Annotated in this window: 18 protein-coding genes; 5 read left to right on the top strand and 13 right to left on the bottom strand. The window is 62.5% G+C overall.

The annotated features are described in order from the left end of the window. Positions 1–145 precede the first annotated feature (145 nt). Entirely contained in the window at positions 146–1,825 is a 1,680-nt protein-coding gene (locus F561_RS0115705; RefSeq protein ID WP_019010917.1) for a long-chain-fatty-acid--CoA ligase, read from the top strand. Between the two features lie 87 nt (positions 1,826–1,912). On the opposite strand, the gene F561_RS0115710 is transcribed toward F561_RS0115705, so the two are convergent. The 10 genes from F561_RS0115710 to F561_RS0115755 all read right to left on the bottom strand — a co-directional run bounded on the left by F561_RS0115710 (position 1,913) and on the right by F561_RS0115755 (position 12,649). After that, the gene (locus F561_RS0115710; RefSeq protein WP_019010918.1) at positions 1,913–4,051 is read right to left on the bottom strand and encodes a molybdopterin-dependent oxidoreductase; all 2,139 of its coding nucleotides are present in this window, start codon (positions 4,049–4,051) and stop codon (positions 1,913–1,915) included. A gap of 129 nt (positions 4,052–4,180) precedes the next feature. Continuing rightward, positions 4,181–4,885 (bottom strand): histidine phosphatase family protein, encoded by a 705-nt coding sequence (locus tag F561_RS0115715; RefSeq protein ID WP_019010919.1) that lies wholly within the window; start codon positions 4,883–4,885, stop codon positions 4,181–4,183. Between the two features lie 6 nt (positions 4,886–4,891). Beyond that, entirely contained in the window at positions 4,892–6,022 is a 1,131-nt protein-coding gene (locus tag F561_RS0115720) for a phosphotransferase family protein (RefSeq protein WP_019010920.1), read from the bottom strand. Beyond that, on the bottom strand, positions 6,019–6,855 hold the full coding sequence (locus F561_RS0115725; RefSeq protein WP_019010921.1) for an SDR family NAD(P)-dependent oxidoreductase: 837 nt from the start codon (positions 6,853–6,855) through the stop codon (positions 6,019–6,021). The genes F561_RS0115720 and F561_RS0115725 overlap by 4 nt, the downstream gene beginning before the upstream one ends. Before the next feature lie 2 nt (positions 6,856–6,857). Further along, positions 6,858–8,102, bottom strand: a complete 1,245-nt coding sequence (locus tag F561_RS0115730) for an acyl-CoA dehydrogenase family protein (RefSeq protein WP_019010922.1) — start codon at positions 8,100–8,102, stop codon at positions 6,858–6,860. Next, positions 8,099–8,581 carry a PaaI family thioesterase gene (locus F561_RS25660; protein ID WP_051096959.1) on the bottom strand — a complete coding sequence of 161 codons (483 nt, stop codon included), beginning with the start codon at positions 8,579–8,581 and terminating at the stop codon, positions 8,099–8,101. Before F561_RS25660 ends, F561_RS0115730 begins: the two co-directional genes overlap by 4 nt. Continuing rightward, complete coding sequence (locus F561_RS0115740) at positions 8,578–9,036, bottom strand: MaoC family dehydratase (protein ID WP_019010924.1); 459 nt, start codon at positions 9,034–9,036, stop codon at positions 8,578–8,580. Before F561_RS0115740 ends, F561_RS25660 begins: the two co-directional genes overlap by 4 nt. Beyond that, positions 9,033–9,809 (bottom strand): SDR family oxidoreductase, encoded by a 777-nt coding sequence (locus F561_RS0115745; protein WP_019010925.1) that lies wholly within the window; start codon positions 9,807–9,809, stop codon positions 9,033–9,035. Before F561_RS0115745 ends, F561_RS0115740 begins: the two co-directional genes overlap by 4 nt. A 180-nt stretch (positions 9,810–9,989) precedes the next feature. Next, positions 9,990–10,853 (bottom strand): alpha/beta fold hydrolase, encoded by an 864-nt coding sequence (locus F561_RS0115750; RefSeq protein WP_019010926.1) that lies wholly within the window; start codon positions 10,851–10,853, stop codon positions 9,990–9,992. Continuing rightward, positions 10,853–12,649, bottom strand: coding sequence for an acyl-CoA dehydrogenase family protein (locus tag F561_RS0115755; RefSeq protein ID WP_019010927.1), 1,797 nt, complete (start codon positions 12,647–12,649; stop codon positions 10,853–10,855). The genes F561_RS0115750 and F561_RS0115755 overlap by 1 nt, the downstream gene beginning before the upstream one ends. Before the next feature lie 166 nt (positions 12,650–12,815). Between F561_RS0115755 and F561_RS0115760 the strand changes: the two genes are divergently transcribed. From F561_RS0115760 to F561_RS0115770, 3 genes are read left to right on the top strand one after another with little or no spacing between them, the layout of a single operon-like run. Beyond that, positions 12,816–13,838 (top strand): NADPH:quinone oxidoreductase family protein, encoded by a 1,023-nt coding sequence (locus F561_RS0115760; protein ID WP_019010928.1) that lies wholly within the window; start codon positions 12,816–12,818, stop codon positions 13,836–13,838. Then, positions 13,835–14,311, top strand: coding sequence for a MerR family transcriptional regulator (locus tag F561_RS0115765; RefSeq protein ID WP_019010929.1), 477 nt, complete (start codon positions 13,835–13,837; stop codon positions 14,309–14,311). The genes F561_RS0115760 and F561_RS0115765 overlap by 4 nt, the downstream gene beginning before the upstream one ends. A gap of 35 nt (positions 14,312–14,346) precedes the next feature. After that, positions 14,347–15,300, top strand: coding sequence for a type I phosphomannose isomerase catalytic subunit (locus F561_RS0115770; protein WP_019010930.1), 954 nt, complete (start codon positions 14,347–14,349; stop codon positions 15,298–15,300). Between the two features lie 181 nt (positions 15,301–15,481). Here F561_RS0115770 and F561_RS0115775 read toward each other — a convergent pair whose 3' ends face one another. Further along, positions 15,482–16,369, bottom strand: a complete 888-nt coding sequence (locus tag F561_RS0115775) for an SDR family oxidoreductase (RefSeq protein WP_169389526.1) — start codon at positions 16,367–16,369, stop codon at positions 15,482–15,484. Positions 16,370–16,646: 277 nt separating this feature from the next. Between F561_RS0115775 and F561_RS0115780 the strand changes: the two genes are divergently transcribed. Continuing rightward, positions 16,647–17,075 (top strand): GNAT family N-acetyltransferase, encoded by a 429-nt coding sequence (locus tag F561_RS0115780; protein ID WP_019010932.1) that lies wholly within the window; start codon positions 16,647–16,649, stop codon positions 17,073–17,075. 9 nt (positions 17,076–17,084) lie between these two features. Here the strand turns inward: F561_RS0115780 and F561_RS0115785 are convergent, their stop codons facing one another. After that, a complete protein-coding gene (locus tag F561_RS0115785) occupies positions 17,085–17,945 on the bottom strand; it encodes a MurR/RpiR family transcriptional regulator (protein ID WP_019010933.1) in 861 nt (286 codons plus the stop codon). A 125-nt stretch (positions 17,946–18,070) separates the two neighbouring features. Then, on the bottom strand, positions 18,071–18,481 hold the full coding sequence (locus F561_RS0115790) for an ArsR/SmtB family transcription factor (RefSeq protein ID WP_019010934.1): 411 nt from the start codon (positions 18,479–18,481) through the stop codon (positions 18,071–18,073). Positions 18,482–18,956: the final 475 nt, after the last annotated feature.

Genomic DNA, 18,956 nt, shown 5'->3' on the forward strand with positions numbered 1-18,956 from the left:
TTCTGAACTGCACGCACAGAGGCGGTGGGCACGACAAAAGCAGTAGGCCGCGCTAGAATGCACAGAACGCACAATCCAGCGCCAAGAGCCTGCATCAGAGGTTCCGTTTCTGCTTTCTTCTCTCCACTTCTCCGGAGGTTGTTCTATGACCCAAGATGCCCAACCGAATTCCACCCCTGCCAATCCGACCCGCTACTGGCCGCCTCATAAGCCCCGCAGCCTGACACTGCCGCAGGTGGGGGTAATGCACAATTTGCTCACCTCTGCCGGGCGCTATCCACAAAAAACGGCCATGTGGTTTTATGGGCGTGAAGTGCCCTACCGCGAACTGAACGAGTCGGCCCAGAGGTTGGCTGGACATCTGGCCGCGCAGGGTGTGCAGAAAGGCGACCGGATCGCCATCTGGATGCAGAACAGCCCCGCCTGGGCCATCGCCGCGCATGCCGCCTGGCACCTGGGAGCGGTGGTGGTTCCGCTTGCGCCGATGCTTCAGGCACGTGAATTTGGTTTCTTTTTGCAGGATGCGGGCATCCGGGTAGGCGTGGTGGGTGCAGAACTCTACGAGAAGGCCAAGCAGGGTGGGCTGGCCCATGCCGTGTGTGCCAACATCATGCAGGGCACGCAGTCAGACCGGGCAGGTGTACCTCTGCCCGATGGCCTGGACGTGAATCCTGAGTTGCAGGAGGGTGACGTCTCTCTGGAAACGGCGTTGCAGGCCGCTCCTGCCCCCGCCGCCGAAGTTGGCCCCGACGACCTCTGCGTCATGCCCTATACCAGCGGCACCACGGGTCTGCCCAAAGGTTGCATGCACACGCATGGCAGCGTGCAGGCCAACATTTTTGGTGCGGGCGTGTGGATTGATGGCAACGTAGAAGACGTTTTTCTGGCGTCGCTGCCGTTCTTTCATGTCACGGGCTTTATCAACAGTCTGCTTGCTCCAATAAACGGCGGAGCAACAGTGGTCGCCATGGCCCGTTGGGACCGTGACGCTGCCCGCACCCTGATCAGAGAACGTGGTGTGACCCTCTGGACCAACACCGCCACGATGGTGATCGACATGATGGCCTCGCCCAACTTCGATCCTGCCGATCTGAAAAGTATTCGCAATATGACCGGCGGCGGCGCGAGCCTGCCCGCAGCCATCGGCCAGCGGCTCCTCGATCTCACGGGCATCAATTTTCTGGAAGGCTACGGCCTTTCCGAGACGATGGCTCAGAGCCATAGCAACCCCAAAACCAGACCCAAATTGCAGTGCCTTGGGGTGCCTCTGTTCGGCGTGGATGCCCGCGTAATCGACCTCGATACGGGTGCAGAACTTCCGGTAGGCAGCGTGGGCGAGATCGTGATGCGCGGCGCACAGGTGATGCAGGGCTACTGGAACCGTCCTGACGCCACCGCCGAGGCGTTTACTGAGATAGACGGCCAGCGGTTTTTCCGCAGTGGCGACCTCGGATACATGGACGAGGAAGGGTACTTCTTCTTCACCGACCGCCTGAAGCGCATGGTCAACGTATCGGGTATGAAGGTGTGGCCCGCAGAGGTGGAAAATGCCCTGCACGCCCACCCCGCCGTACAGGAAGCCTGCGTGATTTCGGTGCCCGACGAGCGCACGGGAGAACATGCCCGCGCCCTAATCGTGCTGAAGCCGGGTCAGACCGCGACAGGCGCAGAAATCGAGGCCTGGGGCCGTACCCAGATGGCTACCTATAAGGTGCCGCGTGATTACCAGTTTGTAGACAGCCTGCCGCGTGGCCCCACGGGCAAAGTGTCGTGGCGGCCTCTGCAAGAAGCGGCGCGGGCCGCCATGCAGGCAGCGCAGAACTGAACTTGAAGGAATCAAAATAAGCAGCAGACCGTTTCCTGATTGGGGGCGGTCTGCTGCTCGTTTTTCTAAGAGGATGGACGCAGCCGCTCAGTCTGCCGCGCTCTCCCCCACTCCGGTTTCAGTGACGGCAAAGATCTCTATGGGTGTGCCGTTGACTGCCGCATTTCCAGTCAGTGGGTCAATGCGGCTGCGGTCTGTCAGGTCATTCAGGCTTGCCCCGGCGTGGGCGGCGGCTACTCCCTGCCGAATACCGGGGCGACCATGTCCGAAACCGTGTGGCATGCAGGCCACACCGGGCATCAGATCGTCGCTGAGTTCTAGCGGCACGGTGACACTGCCCACCCGCGAACGGACTTCGACCTGTTGGCCGTCAACCAATCCACGTTTGGCAGCATCGGCCCGGCTCAGCAGTAGCGTGCAGCGGTTGGGGCCGCGCATCAGCCGGGGCGTGTTGTGCATCCAGGAATTGTTGGAACGCAGTTGCCGCCGCCCGATCAAGATCAATTCGGGTACGGGTGCGTCCAGAACAGCTTCCAGCCTCGGTACGTCGGCCAGCATCGGCGCGGGGGCCAACTGAACTCGGCCACTGACGGTCAGCAGGCGTTCGGGGAGGCAGCGTTGCAGCGGGCCGTAATCTAGGCCGTGTGGGGCGGCTTTTAGGGCCTCCAGATTGGTCTTGTAGGGGCCATGCCGTAACCCCAGGTCCAGCCGTGCTTCGGGCGGGCTGCCCGCTTTCCCGGTCAGGCGTTCGGTCAGGCCGCCAAAAATCTGGTAATCGAAGCGCTGATCCGGCCCAATCGGGAACACGGGTTCCGAATACCGCGCCGTATTCTGCACGGCCAGATGATGAAAAATCACGTCGTAGTGCGGCACTTCCAGCCCAAACGCCGGGGGCAGGATCACGTGGGCGTGCCGGGTCGTCTCGTTCAGATACGGGTCGATGCTGACCATGAAGTCCAGCCCAGTCAGGGCTGCGTCCAGCGCCGCGCCATCGGGCGTAGACAGGACCGGATTGCCTGCCACCGTCACGAGCGCCCGCACCTGCCCTTCTCCGGGGGTCGTCATTTCCTCGGCCATCACCACATTGGGCAGTTCATGATCAAATTCCGGCAGGCCGCGCACCCGCGAACCGTAGCGCCCGTGATGCGTTTCGCCGCGCCGCGCCCGCATCAGCAGGTCGAAGGCGGGCTTCGTGAACATCATGCCGCCCACGCTGTCCAGATGGCCCGTGACCGCGTTCAGCACGTTGACCAGCCACTGACACAGGCCGCCAAATTCCTGAACGCTGAGGCCGATGCGCCCGTACACTGCGCCGCGCCGTGCTGCGGCCAGAGCGCGGGCCAGCGTGCGGGTGGTATCTGCGGCGATGCCAGTGCGCTCGGCTACCCGTTCGGGCGTGAAGGGCTTGGCCGCCGCCCTGAGCGTCTCCAACCCGTCGCTGAATTCGGTCAGATGGCCCAGCCGTTCCAGCCGTTCTCCCAGAATCACATTCAGGAGGGCGAACAGGAAAAAGGCGTCGCTGCCGGGGCGAATCGGGTGGTATTCGGTGGCGTGGGCGGCGGTTTCGGTGCGGCGTGGGTCGATCAGGATGACTTGCCCGCCGCGTTCCCGAATCCCCTTCAGGCGTTCCCGAATTCCCGGCGCGGTCATGATGCTCCCGTTGCTGGCCGCTGGATTGGCCCCCAGCATCAGGAAAAAATCGGTGCGGTCCACGTCGGGTACAGGCATCAGCAGCGGGTGGCCGAACATCTCGGCGGCGGCAAAGTGGTGCGGCAACTGGTCGATGCTGGTGGCCGTAAAACGGTTGCGGGTGTCCAGTGCCTTCAGAAATGCGCCCGCAGACAGCAACGTGCCGCTGTTGTGTACGCTGGGATTGCCCTGAAAAGCGGCCACGGCGTCGGCTCCGTGCTGTTCGCGCACCGCCTTCAAGCGCCCCGCCACATAGTCCAGCGCTTCTTCCCAGTCCATCTCTGTCCAGGTGTCGCCGTCGCGCCGCAGAGGGCGTTTCAGGCGGTCCGGGTCGGCGTGCAGGTCGGGCAGGGCGACCCCTTTGGGGCAGATATGCCCCTTGCTGAGCGGGTCGAGGAGGTCGCCGCGCACGTCGGTCACGCGGCCCTCCTGCACGGTCAACGTCAGGCCGCAGATGGCCTCACACAGGTTGCAGGCGCGGTGATAAATGCCGTCAGCGGGCAGTGCAGTTGTGGGCAGAGGAGCGGGTGCGGTCATGGCAAAACCTCCGGGGCCAACACAGGAGTTGAGGAGTGGAATCTGAGTTGCTCGTCACGTGACGAGCAGATTGACCGAAATCAAAAATAGGTGTGCTGGACAGAGTTTAGCGTCTGCAATGCACCTCTGCTACCGCCAACTTTGCAATTCGGGAGTCAGATGAGCCGTCTCGTTGAAGCTGTCCAGACTGGCCCGCCCACCGCCGTAGGTCAGCCGCGTCAGGCTGGCATTCCGAACCCGCCAGTTTAGGGCGAGGGCCGAAGCGTCCGGCGCTTGCAAGACAGCAGCCACGGTCACGCCAATCACTCCGCCACTGGTAAACAGAACCACCGTACGCTTGGGTGGCCCTCCCAGCAAATCACGCAGGAAGACCCGCACCCGGCCCCGAAAATCGGCCCAGGTTTCTACCTCTGGATGTTCCACTTCTCCGCGCAGATAGGCGTCGGTCAGCGGCTCCAGCATGTGCTGAAAATAGCGGTTGCGTTCAGGCGTTTCGCGTTGGGCGTTGAAGGCGTCCAGCAAGGCCGCAAATTCTGAATTCTGTGCGGCCAGCACGGGTGCAAGATGCTGAATCAGTCCGTCGCCGTCATATTCCGCTAGCCGAGGATCGGTGCTGATCTGGGGCCAGCTTCCTCCAGCCGCCGCGTGTGCCAGCCGTGCGCTTTCGCGTTGGCGGACCAAGGGGCCGCAGATCACATCGGTGGGGCGTAGTCCAGCCGCCGCCAGATGCACGCCCACAGCCTGCGCCTGCGCTGCTCCCAGCGGGGAAAGCTGGTCGGTGTCGGCCTCGAAGGGGGTGGCCTGCCCGTGCCGAACGAGGATCAGTTCACTCATCTGGGTTCACTTGTCGGGCACGACTTCGGGCACAAATTCAGCTCCAGACGCTGCGCCCGCCGTCGCGTTGATGCGCCGCCACGCCTCGCCCATCAGCCACGCGGCCTGCTGTCCCAGAGGGGCAAACCGGGGATCTTTAGTCTGTCCGGCGCGGTAACGGGCGTAAATCTGCTGCACGATCACCGCCAGTTTGAAATGGCCCAACACTTCGTACCACAGCACGCCCGAGACATCGCGCCCAGACTGTGCGGCGTAGCGGTCAAGGAAGGCTTCGCGGGTCAAAAAGCCTTCGGCACTGGCGGCGGCCCCGACCCGACTTTCGCGGCCTCCCGGCTGCTGAGGCATCGTCCAGTAGGTCAACGTGAGGCCCAGATCGGCCAGCGGGTCGCCCACCGTCGTCATTTCCCAGTCCAGCAAGGCTGTGACGTGGGCGGGGTCGGCGGGGTCCACCATCAGGTTATCCAGCTTGAAGTCGTTGTGAACGAGGGTATGGGCGCTTTCGGGCGGCGTGTGGGCGGTCAGCCAGCCGATCACCAGTTCATCCCGCAGCTCGCTCACTGGAGGCAAATCGTCGGTTCTGGCCCTGCGCCAGCGTCCTGCCCAGCCTTCCACCTGCCGTCCGTTGAATCCTGCGGCCCGCCCGATGTCGCTGAGGCCCGCCGCCTCGATATCCACCGCGTGCAGGGCCGCCAAAGTATCGGCCAGCGCGTAGGAAAGCTTCTGCGGGGCATCTGGAATATTCGCCAGTTCGGGCGGCACGCGGTCACGCACGATCAGCCCGTTTCGGCGTTCCATCAGATAAAAGGCCGACCCCAGCACCGCCGAGTCTTCGATCAGCAGGGCAGGTTTGGGCGCTTGCGGAAACACCGGATGCACCCGCTCCAGCAGGCGGAATTCGCGGGCCATATCATGCGCCCCTTTGGGCACTGGCCCCAGCGGAGCGCGGCGCAGGACATAGTCATGCTGAACACCGTCCTGACCGCCCAGCCGCACCAGATAGGTCAGGTTGGAAAATCCGCCCGGAAACTGCTGCACGGTCAGGGCGTCCACGTCGCCTGCCACCTGCCCGCGCAGGGCTTCTTTCAGGGCGTCCAGTGGCAGTTCCTCTCCGGCTCTCACGGGGGCCGTATCGCTCACGCGTGGCCCTCGGTGCGGGGTGCCCCGGCCTCGGCTTTGTTGGCCGCCTCCGCGTTGGCTAGGGCGTGGTGGTTTTCCAGCAGTCCCATCGCTTTTTCACGCAGGCGCACCATCTTGCCCATCCATTTTTCGTTGTCGCCTGCGCGGAGTTGTGCGGCGGGCAACGTGGATTCATGGGTGGTGATCAAAAAGCGGTTTTCGCGCAGGGCGGCCAGCGTTTTTTCCACCAATTCATCGGTTGTAATCGCTGTTTGCTGCAAAATCGGCGCATTCTCGATCATGGGTGTCCAGACCCCTTCCGGGCACAGGGCCGACACGAAAATGCCCTGATTGCGGTAGGTGATGCCCAGCCACTCGGCAAAAGCCAGCGCTGCATGCTTGGTCACGGCGTAGGGTGCAGAATGCAGTTCGGTCAGCAGGCCCGCCGCCGACGCCGTGTTCAGAAAGTAGCCCTCGCCCCGTTCCAGATAGTACGGCAACAGTTTGCGGGCGGCCCAGACGTGGCTCATTACGTTCACGCGGTGGATCAGGTCCCAGTGCTTGTCCAGCGTTTCCGGCCCCGCGCCGATGCCAATTCCGGCATTGGAGCAGAACAGGTCGATTCGGCCCTCTTTGCCCAGCACGTCGTCGATCAGGCGCACGATGTCGGCTTCCTGGCCCACGTCGGCTTGTACAAAGCGTGCCCCGGCTTCGGCGGCCTTCTGTGCGCCCGCTTCCGCCTTAAGGTCAGAGGCGATCACGGTTGCGCCTTCCTGCACAAACCGCTGGGTCAGCGCCAATCCGATACCGCTGGCCGCGCCCGTTACCACGATCACTTTATCTTTAAATTCCATGTTCAGTTCCTCCCGGCGCGGAGGTCCACGCCCTGACGTTTCAATTCTTCTTTGGCGACTGTTTCGGTATGCACGATGTCGGGGCCATCGGCCAGACGCAGCGTGCGGGCCTGCGCGTACATGGCGGCCAGCGGGGTGTCCTGACTGACGCCCGCGCCGCCGAAGACCTGAATGGCCCGGTCAATCACGCGCAGAGCCACGTTGGGCGCAACCACCTTGATGGCCGCGATCTGCCCCCGCGCTTCCTTGTTGCCCACCGTGTCCATCATGTGCGCGGCGTTCAGGGTCAGCAGGCGGGCCTGATCTATCTCCATGCGGCTCTGGGCGATCAGTTCGCGTACGTGCTGGTGGGCGGCCAACGGTTTGCCGAAGGCCACCCGCGCCCCCGCCCGCGCCACCATGAACTCCAGCGCCCGTTCCGCTTGGCCGATCAGCCTCATGCAGTGGTGAATGCGCCCCGGCCCCAGCCGTCCCTGCGCGATTTCAAAGCCGCGCCCCTCGCCCAGCAGCAGGTTGGAGGCAGGCACGCGCACATTCTCGAAGGTCATCTCGGCGTGTCCGTGCGGGGCGTCGTCGTAGCCGAACACGGTCAGCATGCGCGTCACCGTCACTCCGGGGGTATCCATCGGCACCAGAATCATGGATTGCTGAAGGTGTTTGGCCGCGTCCGGGGCCGTCTTGCCCATAAAAATGCTGATCTGACAGCGAGGATCGCCCGCGCCGCTCGTCCACCATTTGCGCCCGTTGATCACATATTCGTCACCGTCTCTAACGATGCTGCTCTGGATGTTGGTGGCGTCGCTGGAAGCCACCTCGGGTTCGGTCATGGAGAAGGCCGAGCGGATTTCGCCGTTCAGCAGAGGCCGCAGCCACTTCGCCTGTTGCTCGGGCGTGCCGTAACGGGCCAACACTTCCATATTTCCGGTGTCGGGCGCGTTGCAGTTGAAGAGTTCGGGTGCCCACCAGACCCGGCCCATGATCTCGCACAGCGGCGCGTATTCCAGATTGCTGAGGCCGGGGCCGTATTCGCCCTGAGGATCGCTGGCGGGCGGCAAAAACAGGTTCCACAGGCCCGCTGCCCGCGCTTTTGGCTTCAGGTCTTCAATCAGTTGGATGTGTTCCCAGCGGTTGCCCTTGTTGACCTGCCGCTCAAATTCGGCCTCGTTGGGATACACATGCTCGGCCATAAACTGCGTCAGGCGTGAGCGAAGGTCGGTGGTGCGCGGAGAGATGTCGAATACGGTCATGGGTTCTCCTGTGGTGCGCGGTCTTCGGGAGCGGTGTTGAGGGGTTGTCCAACTGAAGCGATGGTCGCCAGAGCCGCCGCTACCAGCGTGTCTGTACCGTGTTGGGTGGCGTACACGTCGGCCCGCACCACCACCTGACGCTTTCCGGCACGCAACACTTCACCGCGTGCCCACAGCGTCTCGCCGCGTGCGGGGGCCAGAAAATTCAGTTTGTATTCGGCAGTCACCACGTCTCCGGCAACGCTGGCAGCGGCCCAGGCGCTCACCGTATCGGCCAGATACCCGATGATGGCCCCGTGTGCCTGCCCGTGATGCTGGGTCATGTTGGAGCGCAGGTCGATCTCGATCTCTACCCGGCCTGCCTCAAAATGCCTCAGGCGGGTGCCCATCCACTGCGTAAACGCGCTGCCTTCCGCCCCACGCTGCATCAGCTCCTGTGCGGCAATTGAGTGGATACCGGAAGGGTCGGGGGTGGTCATAAATACACCCGGAACACCGATTCCGCCGTTGCAGCGGGCCTCTCCGAGCCTTCCAGTTCAATGGTGTTCAGTACAGTGATCTGGATGTATCCGGCTCCCGGCTGTGCCTCTTGCAGCACGGCGCGGTTGCGGAGGCGGCTGCCCACAGGTACAGGCGCAATAAAACGCACGCGGTTCAGGCCGTAATTGACGGTCATTTGCACGCCCCCAATCTCGGGTGCGCCGCCCCGGTTCATGAATTCTCCGGCCAGCAGAGAAAGTGTCAGAAAGCCGTGCGCGATGGTGGTTCCGAAAGGGCCAGCAGCAGCTTTTTCAGCGTCCACATGAATAAACTGATGGTCGCCCGTGGCGTCGGCAAAAGCGTTGATGCGCTCCTGCGTGATTTCAACCCACTCCGACAGCGCCACTTCCTGCCCGATGTGCTGGGGCAGTTCGGCGGCCTTAAGGGTGGTCATACGCTGGTGATGCCGCCGTCTACAGCGATGTTCTGCCCGGTGATATAGGCGCTGGCGTCGCTTGCCAGCAGCAGCGCGAGGCCCTTCAGATCGGCGTCGGTGCCGAGGCGGTGCATGGGCGTGGCGGCCAGAATCGCCTGTTCGCCATACGCCAGCGTGCCCTTGGTCATCTTGGTTGGAAAGTAGCCGGGGCAGATCGAATTGACCGTGATGCCGTCTGGGGCGAGTTCGGCAGCCAGCGTGCGGGTAAAGTTGACCACGCCACCCTTGCTGGTGTTGTAGGCCAGGGTGGGCGTCATGCGGGGGTCGTTGCCCTGCAACCCGGCTACGCTGGCGATATTGATGATCCGGCCCGCGCCCTGCGGCAGCATGCAGCGCTTCAGCACGCTCTGGGTAATCAGAAACAGGCCATTGAGGTTCACGTTGATGACCTTCAGCCAGGCGTCCAGCGGATGCTCGACTGTGGACGCGCCCCACGTTGCCCCGGCGTTGTTCACCAGAATATGAATTGGCCCCACCTCGGCCACGATGCGCTCGACCACGGGGTCGATGGTGTCGAAGGCCCCCAGATCGTTGGCGTATACATGCGCTTCTATGCCCAGCCCAGTCAGGTGGGCTTTGGCTTCGTCCAGTTCATTTTGCTTGCGGGCCGTCAGCACCACCCGCGCTCCGTATTCGCCCAACGCCTCGGCAATCTGCAACCCGAGGCCACGTGAGCCGCCAGTAATCAGGGCGGTTTTTCCAGTCAAATCCAGCAGTTCTTTTAGGGCCATGTCGCCTCCAGAGGTAGGGTTATTGGATTGAGTTGCCTGTGCAGCATAGCTAGAAATTTACGTGCACGTCAATTCTGAACGTCGGCGGATATTTTCGGAGGTGCTGAGGGTGATCAAAGTTGCTCGTCACGTGACGAGTAGAATCGGATTTAGGTAAAAGCGCCGTCTATCACAGCAAAATCAGTGCTTGCTAATGAAGCTCAGCACATCACGGTTGAACTCGCCTACCCGTTCCAGGGTGGGAATGTGGCCCACGCCCTGATAGGTGATGAATTCTGCGCCCGGAATCTGGGCGGCTAGATGTTGCCCGTTTTCGTAGCGCACCAGGGGGTCGGCGTCGCCGTGCACCACCAAAGTCGGCACCTTCAACCCAGCCAATTGCCCGGTCACGTCATGGGTGCGCGTGGAGCGGAACTGGCGGGCGTAGCGTTCGGGCGTGAGGGGGCGGTAGGAGGCTCCAGCGGCGATGGCGTCCAGCGTCTCGGGCTGCGCCGCCACAAAATCGGGGGCCATGATCAGGCTGTATGTTCTTCGGGCGCGTTCGCTGGGGGTCAGGGTAAAATCAGGCCGCAGGGCTTCCATTCCGGCTGAATCGGGATGGACATGGCCCGCACCCCCCGCCGATGTCGAAACCAGTGTCAGGCTCCGCACCAATTCTGGGTGACGCACGGCCAGATTCAGGCCCACGAAACCGCCCATGCTGATGCCCACCACATGCGCGGGCGCGGCGTTCACGGCCCGCAGGAAGGCGGCGGCGTCATCCGCCTGATCTGCGGTGGAATAGTCGGCGTCTACCGGGTCGCTGTCGCCGGTATCGCGGTGGTCGATGCTGAGGGCGCGGTACGTCTGCCCGAATACCGGAAGCTGTAAGCGCCAGCCGAGGCGATTGCTGCCCAGTCCGGTCAGAAACAGGACGTTGCCTCGTGGATGTTCGGGGGCGATTTCATCGTAGGCAAGGCTATGCCCGCCGATGTCCACGCGTTTGGGGGCGGGAATGTGCGGGTGAGTCTGGGCCGTCTCGTTCAAAGCTGCATGATTGGTCATCAGAACCAGTCCTCCTGCATATCGAAAGTGGTGCGGTCTGCGGCTCCCAGCAGGTCAGCGTGTGCCTTCACTTTGGGCAGCTCGTATACGGCAAAAAAGCGGGCGGCGTGCAGTTTGCCTCGGTAAAAATCGGCATCGCTGACCTTGGCTCCGGCCAGAGCGCGGGCAGCGGCGTTGGCCTGTCTCAGCCACATCCAGCCGATGACCGTGTGGCCCAGCATCTCCAGAGCGCTGTTGGCGTTCGCCAGAAACAGGTCGGGGCCGAGTTCAGCGGCCTTGCCCAGAATCGTCTGAATGGCCTTGCCGTTTTGCGCCAGTGCGGTGGTCAGTGCGCTGCGGATTTCCGCCACGCCTTCCAGCCCTTCCGAGGCCGCCAGATCCGCCTGAATCTGCTCCAACAGGACTTCCAGCCCGCGCCCTCCCGCCTGCGTCAGCTTGCGCCCCAGCAGGTCGTTGCCCTGAATGCCCTCGGTGCCCTCGTGGATGGGGTTCAGGCGGTTATCGCGGTAGAGCTGCTCTACGGGGTAATCGCGGGTATAGCCTGCGCCGCCCAGCACCTGAATGGCGTCGCTGAGGGCCTCCTGACTGTATTTGCTGGGCCAGCTCTTCACGATGGGGGTCAGCAGATCCAGCAGCAGGCCCGTATCGGTGCGGCGGTCTTCGGGGCCGGTAGTTAGGTCGTCCACGAGGCTGGAGGCATACAGCCCCAGCGCCAGTCCTCCCTCCACAAAGGCTTTTTGCCGCAGCAGCAGGCGTCTCACGTCGGCGTGTCCGATGATCGGGATAGGTTGACTTTCTGGATTCCGGTCAGTGGCGGGGCGGCCCTGCCTGCGCTCACGTGCGTACTCCAGACTTGCCATGTATCCGGCGTAGCCCAGCATCACCGCGCCCATGCCCACGCCAATTCGGGCCTCGTTCATCATGTGGAACATGTAGGCCAGCCCGCGCCCCGCCTCGCCCACGAGTTCCCCGATGCTGTCGCCGCCCTCGCCAAAATTCAGCAGCGTGTTGGTGGTGCCCCGGTAGCCCATCTTGTGATTCAGGCCCGCCAGCACCACGTTGTTGGACTCGCCAGGGCTGCCGTCCGGGTTCACGCGGTAGCGCGGCACAATAAACAGGCTGATGCCCTTGACGCCCGCCGGAGCGCCCTTCACACGGGCCAGCACCAGATGAACGATGTTTTCCGACAGCTCGTGTTCGCCGCCCGAAATCCACATCTTGCTGCCCCGAACCGAATAAGTGCCGTCGTCCAGCGGTGTGGCAGAGGTGGTGATATCGGCCAGTCCTGACCCCGCCTGCGGTTCAGAGAGGGCCATCGTGCCGAACCAGCGGCCTTCCAGCATAGGCAGCATGTACTTTTGCTGCTGCTCGGCGCTGGCAAATTCGCGCTGAAGGTTGGCGTTGCCGATGGTCAGGAAGGGGTAGCCGCTCGTAGAAATATTGGCCGCCTGAAAGTGCGCCATCACCGCCTGCATGATGACCCACGGCAGTTGCAGGCCGCCCAATTCTTCGTCGTGGTGGGCGCTCAGGAACCCGGCCTCCCGGAAGGCGTTCACGGCCTGCTGCGCTGCGGGCACCAGCCGCACTTTGCCGCCTTCCACATGCGGTTCATTCAGATCGGCCTCGCGGGCATGGGGCAAAAAGTGGCGTTCGGCCACCGTGTAGGCCAGCCCCAGAATGTCTTCGTAGTCGGCGCGAGACTGACCCGCGAACCGGGCGCGGGAGGGTAGATCGGCGCTGCTCAGGACTTCAAACAACTGAAAATTCAGGTCGCGTTTGCTCAGAAAGGGGGCCATTGCATTTCACCTCGGAGAAGAATGGAAGTTGAGTTGATCGTGCGGGTTCAGCGGTAGCATGTCAGGAATGTACGCGCACGTCAATTTTCAACGTACACGGACACCTTTACGCTAAATTGAGGGCCAACTGCACCCACCTTTCTCATCATTCCCCGGAGGTTTTGCCATGACTACTCCCCATACCGATGAAGCCAACACCAATGGAGCCAATACTTACCAAGCCGTGCTTTGCCAGGCGTTCGATGAACCCGAAACCCTGACCGTGCAGGCCCAGCCCATGCCCACCCCCGCCCCCGGAGAAGTCCTGATTGCGGTGCGGGCTGCGGGCGTCAACTATCCCGATGCACTGATGGTGCAGGGGCTGTATCAGGTGCGCCCGCCGCTGCCCTTTGTGCCGGGGGCTGAGGCTGCGGGCGTCATTGAGGCAGTGGGGGAGGGCGTGACCCATCTGGCAGTGGGGCAGCGGGTGGCGGCGTTTACGGGCACCGGGGCCTTTGCCTCGCACCTGATCGCCCCTGCAACCGCCGTGATGCCGCTTCCAGACGGCATGGAATTCGATGTGGCCGCCTGCCTGCCGCTGGCCTACGGCACGTCCATGCACGCCCTGTCTGACCGGGCCGCGCTGAAGGCCGGAGAAACCCTGCTGGTGCTGGGCGCGGCGGGTGGTGTGGGCCTCGCGGCGGTGGCGATTGGCAAGGCGATGGGCGCACGGGTGATCGCGGCGGCAGGCACCGACGAAAAAGTTGCCTTGTGTCTGGAGCACGGGGCCGACGCGGGCATCAACTACACCTCCGGCAACCTGCGCGACGAACTGAAGGCCCTCACAGACGGCAAAGGCCCTGATGTCATTTTTGACCCGGTGGGCGGCGACTACACCGAAACGGCGTTCCGGTCTATCGGCTGGGGCGGGCGCTTTCTGGTGGTGGGGTTCGCGGCGGGCGGCGTGCCCAAGCTGCCGCTGAATCTGCCCCTCCTGAAGGGGGCGTCGGTGGTGGGCGTGTTCTGGGGAGAATTTGCCCGCCGCAACCCGCGTAGCAACGCCGCGAATCTGGCGCGGTTGGCAGGCTGGGTGATGGACGGCACTTTGCGCCCTCTGGTCAGCGCCCGTTATCCCCTGGAACGCACGCCGGAAGCCCTCCGCGCCCTGCTGAACCGCGAGGTCGTGGGCAAAGTCGTGGTTACGCCTTGACCGAACCCGTCCCTGTGCCCTTTTTTACCACTGCCGAGCTGGCCCGCGCTGCCGGAGTCACGCGCCGCACGGTCATGCATTACGCCGAGGTGGGCCTGCTGGCCCCCGATCAGGTCACGGCGTCGGGGCGGGCACTCTACGGCCCCTACGCCATGCGTCTGCTGCGCGATATTCTGGATTTGCGGGCGTTGGGCGTGCCGCTGGACGAGGTGGCCGATATGGTCAGGCTGCGCCGCGCCACCCACACCGTCGAGGGCCTGTACCGCCACGACTGGACGCGGGCCGACATCCCCCTTTCCGATGAGCGTTTGCGGGTCGTTCATGCCCGCCTGCGCGACCTGAACGCCGCCTATGACCGCCAGGCCGAAAACCTCAAGCGCTTTGACCGCTGGCTGACCAAACGTTTTACGGGTGTGGAGGGGTTGGATGCTGGCCCACCGCCGGAAGATGAAGAGCCGGAACTGGATGTTTAAGACGGGGGTGAGATGGGGTGATTAGGATAGAAGACGTGACTGCCTCTGATCCGGCCCCCACCTCGCCTTTGCTGTTGGACACCCGGCTGACTGAGCGCGTGTGGGGCGGTTCCCGTCTTCAACCGTTGGCCGCCGATGCACCCGAAGCGCCTATTGGTGAGGCGTGGACGGTGTTTGAAGGAAACCGGATTCAGAACGGCCCTTATGCCGGTCAGACCTTGGGCGATTTGGCGGCCCGCTTTCCCGCGCAGATTCTGGGTACACATGCCACCGGCACGCGCTTTCCACTCTTGATCAAGCTGCTGGACTGCGCCGACTGGCTGAGTGTGCAGGTGCATCCCAATGATGAGCAGGCAGCGGAATTGGAAGGCGCGGGTGAACTCGGCAAGACAGAGGCATGGCACATTCTGGAGGCCGACGAAGGCGCGGAATTGATCGCCGGAATTCGGGAAGGCACCTCGCCCGAAGAGTTAAAAGAGGCCATCCTGCGCGGCGAGGTGATGGACTATGCCGAACGCTGGCCCGTGCAGGCGGGCGACACGGTGATGATGCCCGCCGGAACGCTGCACGCGCTGGGGCCGGGGCTGCTGCTGTACGAGGTTCAGCAGACCAGCGATACCACCTACCGCGTCTACGATTGGGGTCGTCCGGCCAGCGCAGGCCGCGCCCTGCATCTGGAGAAAAGTGCGGCAGTGACCACCACCAACCGCGCCCGCCCCGAGGCTTCACCGCCCGTAGGGGAGGGTCAGAAGCAACTCCTGACGACCTGTCCCTACTTCGTACTGGAGCGGCTGAGTGGCCCAGCAATGGAAGGCGACACGCGTGGTCAGAGCTTTCACGCCATCACAATCATGGCCGGAGAGATGACATTGGTGACCGGATCAGAACGGGTCATTCTGGGCGAATTGGAATCGGTGGTTCTTCCGGCGGCGGCGGGTGCGTATAACCTCAGCGGAGATTTCCAGGCGCTGCTTTCACGCCTGCCCTGAACTTTTTCGGGATAATCTTGGTAGAGCAAAAGTTGCTCGTCACGTGACGAGCAACTTTTCGTGGCTGGGTATTGCTCGGATGATACGGCATCTGGCCCTGCATACCAGACAAAAAGTGTCTAATGCTTGGAATTTTTAGCCGCGGTCTGTTGGGCTTTCTGGTCCCTTCTGAATATTGAGATTACAACCAGACCTCCCGGAAATCTTCAGCAAATCGGCGCAGGCTGATCGGAGGGCGTCCCAGCAACTCGGCCACAGTTGTGGTCACTTCTCCAGCCAGCCCCAATCTGGCAACCGTGTATTCGGCCAGCATTAATAGCGTGAGTGCCCAGGGTGTGCCCCGCTGGTGTACGACGCGTACAAAATGGATGGGCGACGGACTGACGTAGCGGACGCGTCTGCCGAGGGTCACACCGAAAATATCTGCGGCCTCTGTATAGGTCAGCGCCGCGCTCCCCGTGAGGTTGTAGGCGCGGTCACGGTGGCCTTCCATCAAGGCTTTGGCTCCCACCGCCGCGACGTCGCGCACATCCACGAAGCTGGTGCGGCCCTGTCCGGCAGGCAGGAAAATCTCGCGCCGTACCCGGATATCGTCCCGGTGGACGCCGCTCAGGTTCTGCATAAAGTAGCTGGCCCGCAGAAACACCCAATCCATGCCCGAGGCTTCCAGCGCCTGTTCGACCCGGCGGTGCGGCACGATCCGGATGCGTTCTGCGCCCAGAATAGACAGAAAGACGATCTGCTCAATGCCGCGTTCCCTGGCTGCCGCAATCACGGGCAGCACGTCGCGCTTGACATCGGTGCCGGGGGGCCAGAGTAGGAACATACGCTGCACGCCGTCCAGCGCCCCAAACGTGGAGGCGTCCGAGGCGTCGAAATGGGCGATCTCAGCTCCTGTGAATGCGCCCGATTCTTTCACCCGCTCCGGTGAACGCACGCCTACCCGTACGTTTGCTCCCGCGACCAGCAATTGCCGGGCAAGTTCGCCGCCCATGTTGCCAGTTGCGCCCATGATGAACAGCAGGGGCAAGGTAGGCCGGGATTCTGTGTGGCCTTGAGACTCAGTCATGGATGCAGTGTGGGCGTCGGCACGCTGCCGATCACAGGTCGCTGATGGGAAAAACCAGTCTCTGGCCTCATCATTCATTGGTTCCTGCCGTAGCCTGCTGAATGAAGTTGCCTGCTTCGTCGTTGCCAGGCAGGAAAACCGAGTTGGAGTCTCTGCCGTCATAACTTTGAAGGCTTACTGTGAATATCCGCAATTTCGTTCTCGGCACGCCAGATGGGGCGGCAGCCTCCGCCAATGAGCGCATGGAATGTGCTGAGCACAGGTTTTACACTGCTCCATGACTCTCACCGTGCGCCGCCTGACTACAGGCGATGAGGCCACTGTCTTGGCTGCTGCCCACCTGTTCGACGATCCGCCTGTGCCGGAGGCCGTGGCCGATCTGTTGGCCTCTCCCTCCGACCATTTGTTGATGGCTTTCGTGGATGGTCGGCCCGCTGGATTTGCCCTTGCCCACGAACTGCGGCGAACGGATGGTCTTTCCCGCGAGCTGTTTCTGTACGAAATCGGAACGGATGAAGCTTTCCAGAGACGTGGAGTTGCGAGGGCATTGATAGACGCCCTCAAAACTCTGGGCCGCACACGCAACAGCCACCTGATGTTTGTCCTGACCCACAACTCCACGCCCGCAGCCGTCGCGCTGTATGCCGCCACTGGGGGGGTGCGTGAGGGAGAAGATGTGGTGCTGTTCGATTATTCGCTGGAATGACTGGGCAGGCTAATACTTCTTGTCCACCACGCTTTCTGCGGTCACGCGCAACATGGCGTGGCTCTCGGGCCGGTGGGTGAGCAACTGGGTGTACAGCAATTCCAGCAGCAGCGTCTGGCTGGTCAGGGTGTCCAGCACCTTGTCGGTCAGTGGGTCTTCCTGCGCCGCCGTAAACAGTACGGCGCTGGCGTATCGCGTTACGGGGCTGCTGGCGTGGTGCGTGATCGCCACTGTGTAGTGCCCGTGCGCCTGTGCCAGTTTCAGGTGCTGCACGGTGTCTATGGTGCCTCCGCTGCTGCTGAGGGCCAGTACCACGCCCCCACGCGGCAGGGTGCTGATACTGACGGCCGCCAGATGAGGATCGGTATAGGTGGCGGCGCTCAGGCCAATTCTCATCAGACGATGGACGAAATATTGGGCCACCAGACCGCTGTTGCCCTGCCCGGTCAGTTCTATGCGTGGAGCGCGGGCCATCTGGCGGGCCACTGTGTCCAGCAGGACAGGGTCGGACAGTCGGGCCGTGTCCTCCAGTGTTCGGGTCGTCTGGCGCACCAGGCGGGTGGCGAAACTTGGAGCATCCTCACCGGTAGCCCGCCCGGTGCTGGCGTGTGCGTGGCCCCGTCCGGCCACATCGGAGGCCAGCGCGATCTTGAAGGCGTGAAATCCGGCAAATTCCAGCTTGTGGCACAACCGTGTGATGGTGGCTTCCCCTACGCCCACGCTGCTCGCCAATTCCGTAATGGTCTGATGCACCACCGTTTCAGCGTGCTGCACCACAAATTCGGCCACACGCCTCAAGCTGGGTGACAGGGCCTGACCGTGCAGGCGAATCCGGTCAAGGGCGCTGCTGGGCAACCGAACGGTGGTCATAGCTCTGACCAAAATTGTAGAAGACGTGACGTGTTAATGAACCGAGCGTAGCGCCTGAAAAGAATTTTCGTCAAGCGGAGCAGGGATGAAACTGCTTTTGCATCTGGCTTGGATTATAGGAAAAATCAAACAGGGCTGGAGCCTGGAGCCTGTTCTGGTTTCAGGGTATGTGCGGCGTGGTCGATCACGTCCCGAATCAGGTGGGTCACATGCGCGTCGTCAAGGCGGTAGTACACCACCCGGCCTTCCTTGCGGTTGGTCACCAGCGACAGGTCACGCAGCAGGCGTAACTGATGACTGACGGCGCTTTCGCTGGTTCCAGCCAGTACGCTCAGGTCACAGACGCACAGTTCACCGCTTGCCAGAGCAGACAGCAATCGCAGCCGGGTCGGGTCGGCCACCGCTTTCAGCAGGGCGCTGGCGCGAATCAGTGCGTCGGCAGAAGGCATGGCGGCCTGAGCCTGGGCCACCGCCTCCGGATGCACGCACGCCACCTCGCAGGCCTCACTGGGGGTAGACAGAACCGTGGGCATCATGTGTCAATGATACGGCGTTCTCAGCAAATGAGCTAGGACGTGTCGAGCGGAAGGCTCGGCAACTGATCCGGGCAGCGATGCTATAGATCAGGGCAAAGGTAATATCAAACTGTTATCTTTTGGCTACTGAAAAGTATCTGGCATATTTATCCAGATCGCAGCTTCTCTTGAGACAAACTGAGTGAGCAGAATAGATCTTGATTGAAGGCTACACATTTTGGCCTTCAATGCGGCTTGCAAAGCTCTGCAAATCCTCTACGAAGCTGGATCTTGTGAGGTAAAGACGCGGCCCGGATCAGTCCCAAAGCAAAGACTCGCACCGACAGTAGAACGCTTTCAGTGGCGTTGTGCTCAGTACCCGACACTTTTTGAGGGGTTGAAATCTCTCGTTTAATCCGTCAGAACAGAGCGCGTCTCCCGTCACGCTGACCCAACTGTCTCGCTGCTTTTGTGCCCACTTTCCGGAGTACCGCAA

The organism is Deinococcus aquatilis DSM 23025, from assembly GCF_000378445.1.
Taxonomy (GTDB): Bacteria; Deinococcota; Deinococci; order Deinococcales; family Deinococcaceae; genus Deinococcus; species Deinococcus aquatilis.

Excerpts from the sequence above, each read along its gene's own strand:
- F561_RS0115710 (WP_019010918.1), bottom strand. The coding sequence starts at position 4,051 with ATGACCGCACCCGCTCCTCTGCCCACAACTGCACTGCCCGCTGACGGC.
- F561_RS0115705 (WP_019010917.1), top strand. The coding sequence starts at position 146 with ATGACCCAAGATGCCCAACCGAATTCCACCCCTGCCAATCCGACCCGC.
- F561_RS0115715 (WP_019010919.1), bottom strand. The coding sequence starts at position 4,885 with ATGAGTGAACTGATCCTCGTTCGGCACGGGCAGGCCACCCCCTTCGAG.
- F561_RS25660 (WP_051096959.1), bottom strand. The coding sequence starts at position 8,581 with ATGACCACCCCCGACCCTTCCGGTATCCACTCAATTGCCGCACAGGAG.
- F561_RS0115760 (WP_019010928.1), top strand. The coding sequence starts at position 12,816 with ATGACTACTCCCCATACCGATGAAGCCAACACCAATGGAGCCAATACT.
- F561_RS0115785 (WP_019010933.1), bottom strand. The coding sequence starts at position 17,945 with ATGACCACCGTTCGGTTGCCCAGCAGCGCCCTTGACCGGATTCGCCTG.
- F561_RS0115790 (WP_019010934.1), bottom strand. The coding sequence starts at position 18,481 with ATGATGCCCACGGTTCTGTCTACCCCCAGTGAGGCCTGCGAGGTGGCG.
- F561_RS0115750 (WP_019010926.1), bottom strand. The coding sequence starts at position 10,853 with ATGACCAATCATGCAGCTTTGAACGAGACGGCCCAGACTCACCCGCAC.
- F561_RS0115730 (WP_019010922.1), bottom strand. The coding sequence starts at position 8,102 with ATGACCGTATTCGACATCTCTCCGCGCACCACCGACCTTCGCTCACGC.
- F561_RS0115740 (WP_019010924.1), bottom strand. The coding sequence starts at position 9,036 with ATGACCACCCTTAAGGCCGCCGAACTGCCCCAGCACATCGGGCAGGAA.
- F561_RS0115755 (WP_019010927.1), bottom strand. The coding sequence starts at position 12,649 with ATGGCCCCCTTTCTGAGCAAACGCGACCTGAATTTTCAGTTGTTTGAA.
- F561_RS0115725 (WP_019010921.1), bottom strand. The coding sequence starts at position 6,855 with ATGGAATTTAAAGATAAAGTGATCGTGGTAACGGGCGCGGCCAGCGGT.
- F561_RS0115780 (WP_019010932.1), top strand. The coding sequence starts at position 16,647 with ATGACTCTCACCGTGCGCCGCCTGACTACAGGCGATGAGGCCACTGTC.
- F561_RS0115745 (WP_019010925.1), bottom strand. The coding sequence starts at position 9,809 with ATGGCCCTAAAAGAACTGCTGGATTTGACTGGAAAAACCGCCCTGATT.
- F561_RS0115775 (WP_169389526.1), bottom strand. The coding sequence starts at position 16,369 with ATGACTGAGTCTCAAGGCCACACAGAATCCCGGCCTACCTTGCCCCTG.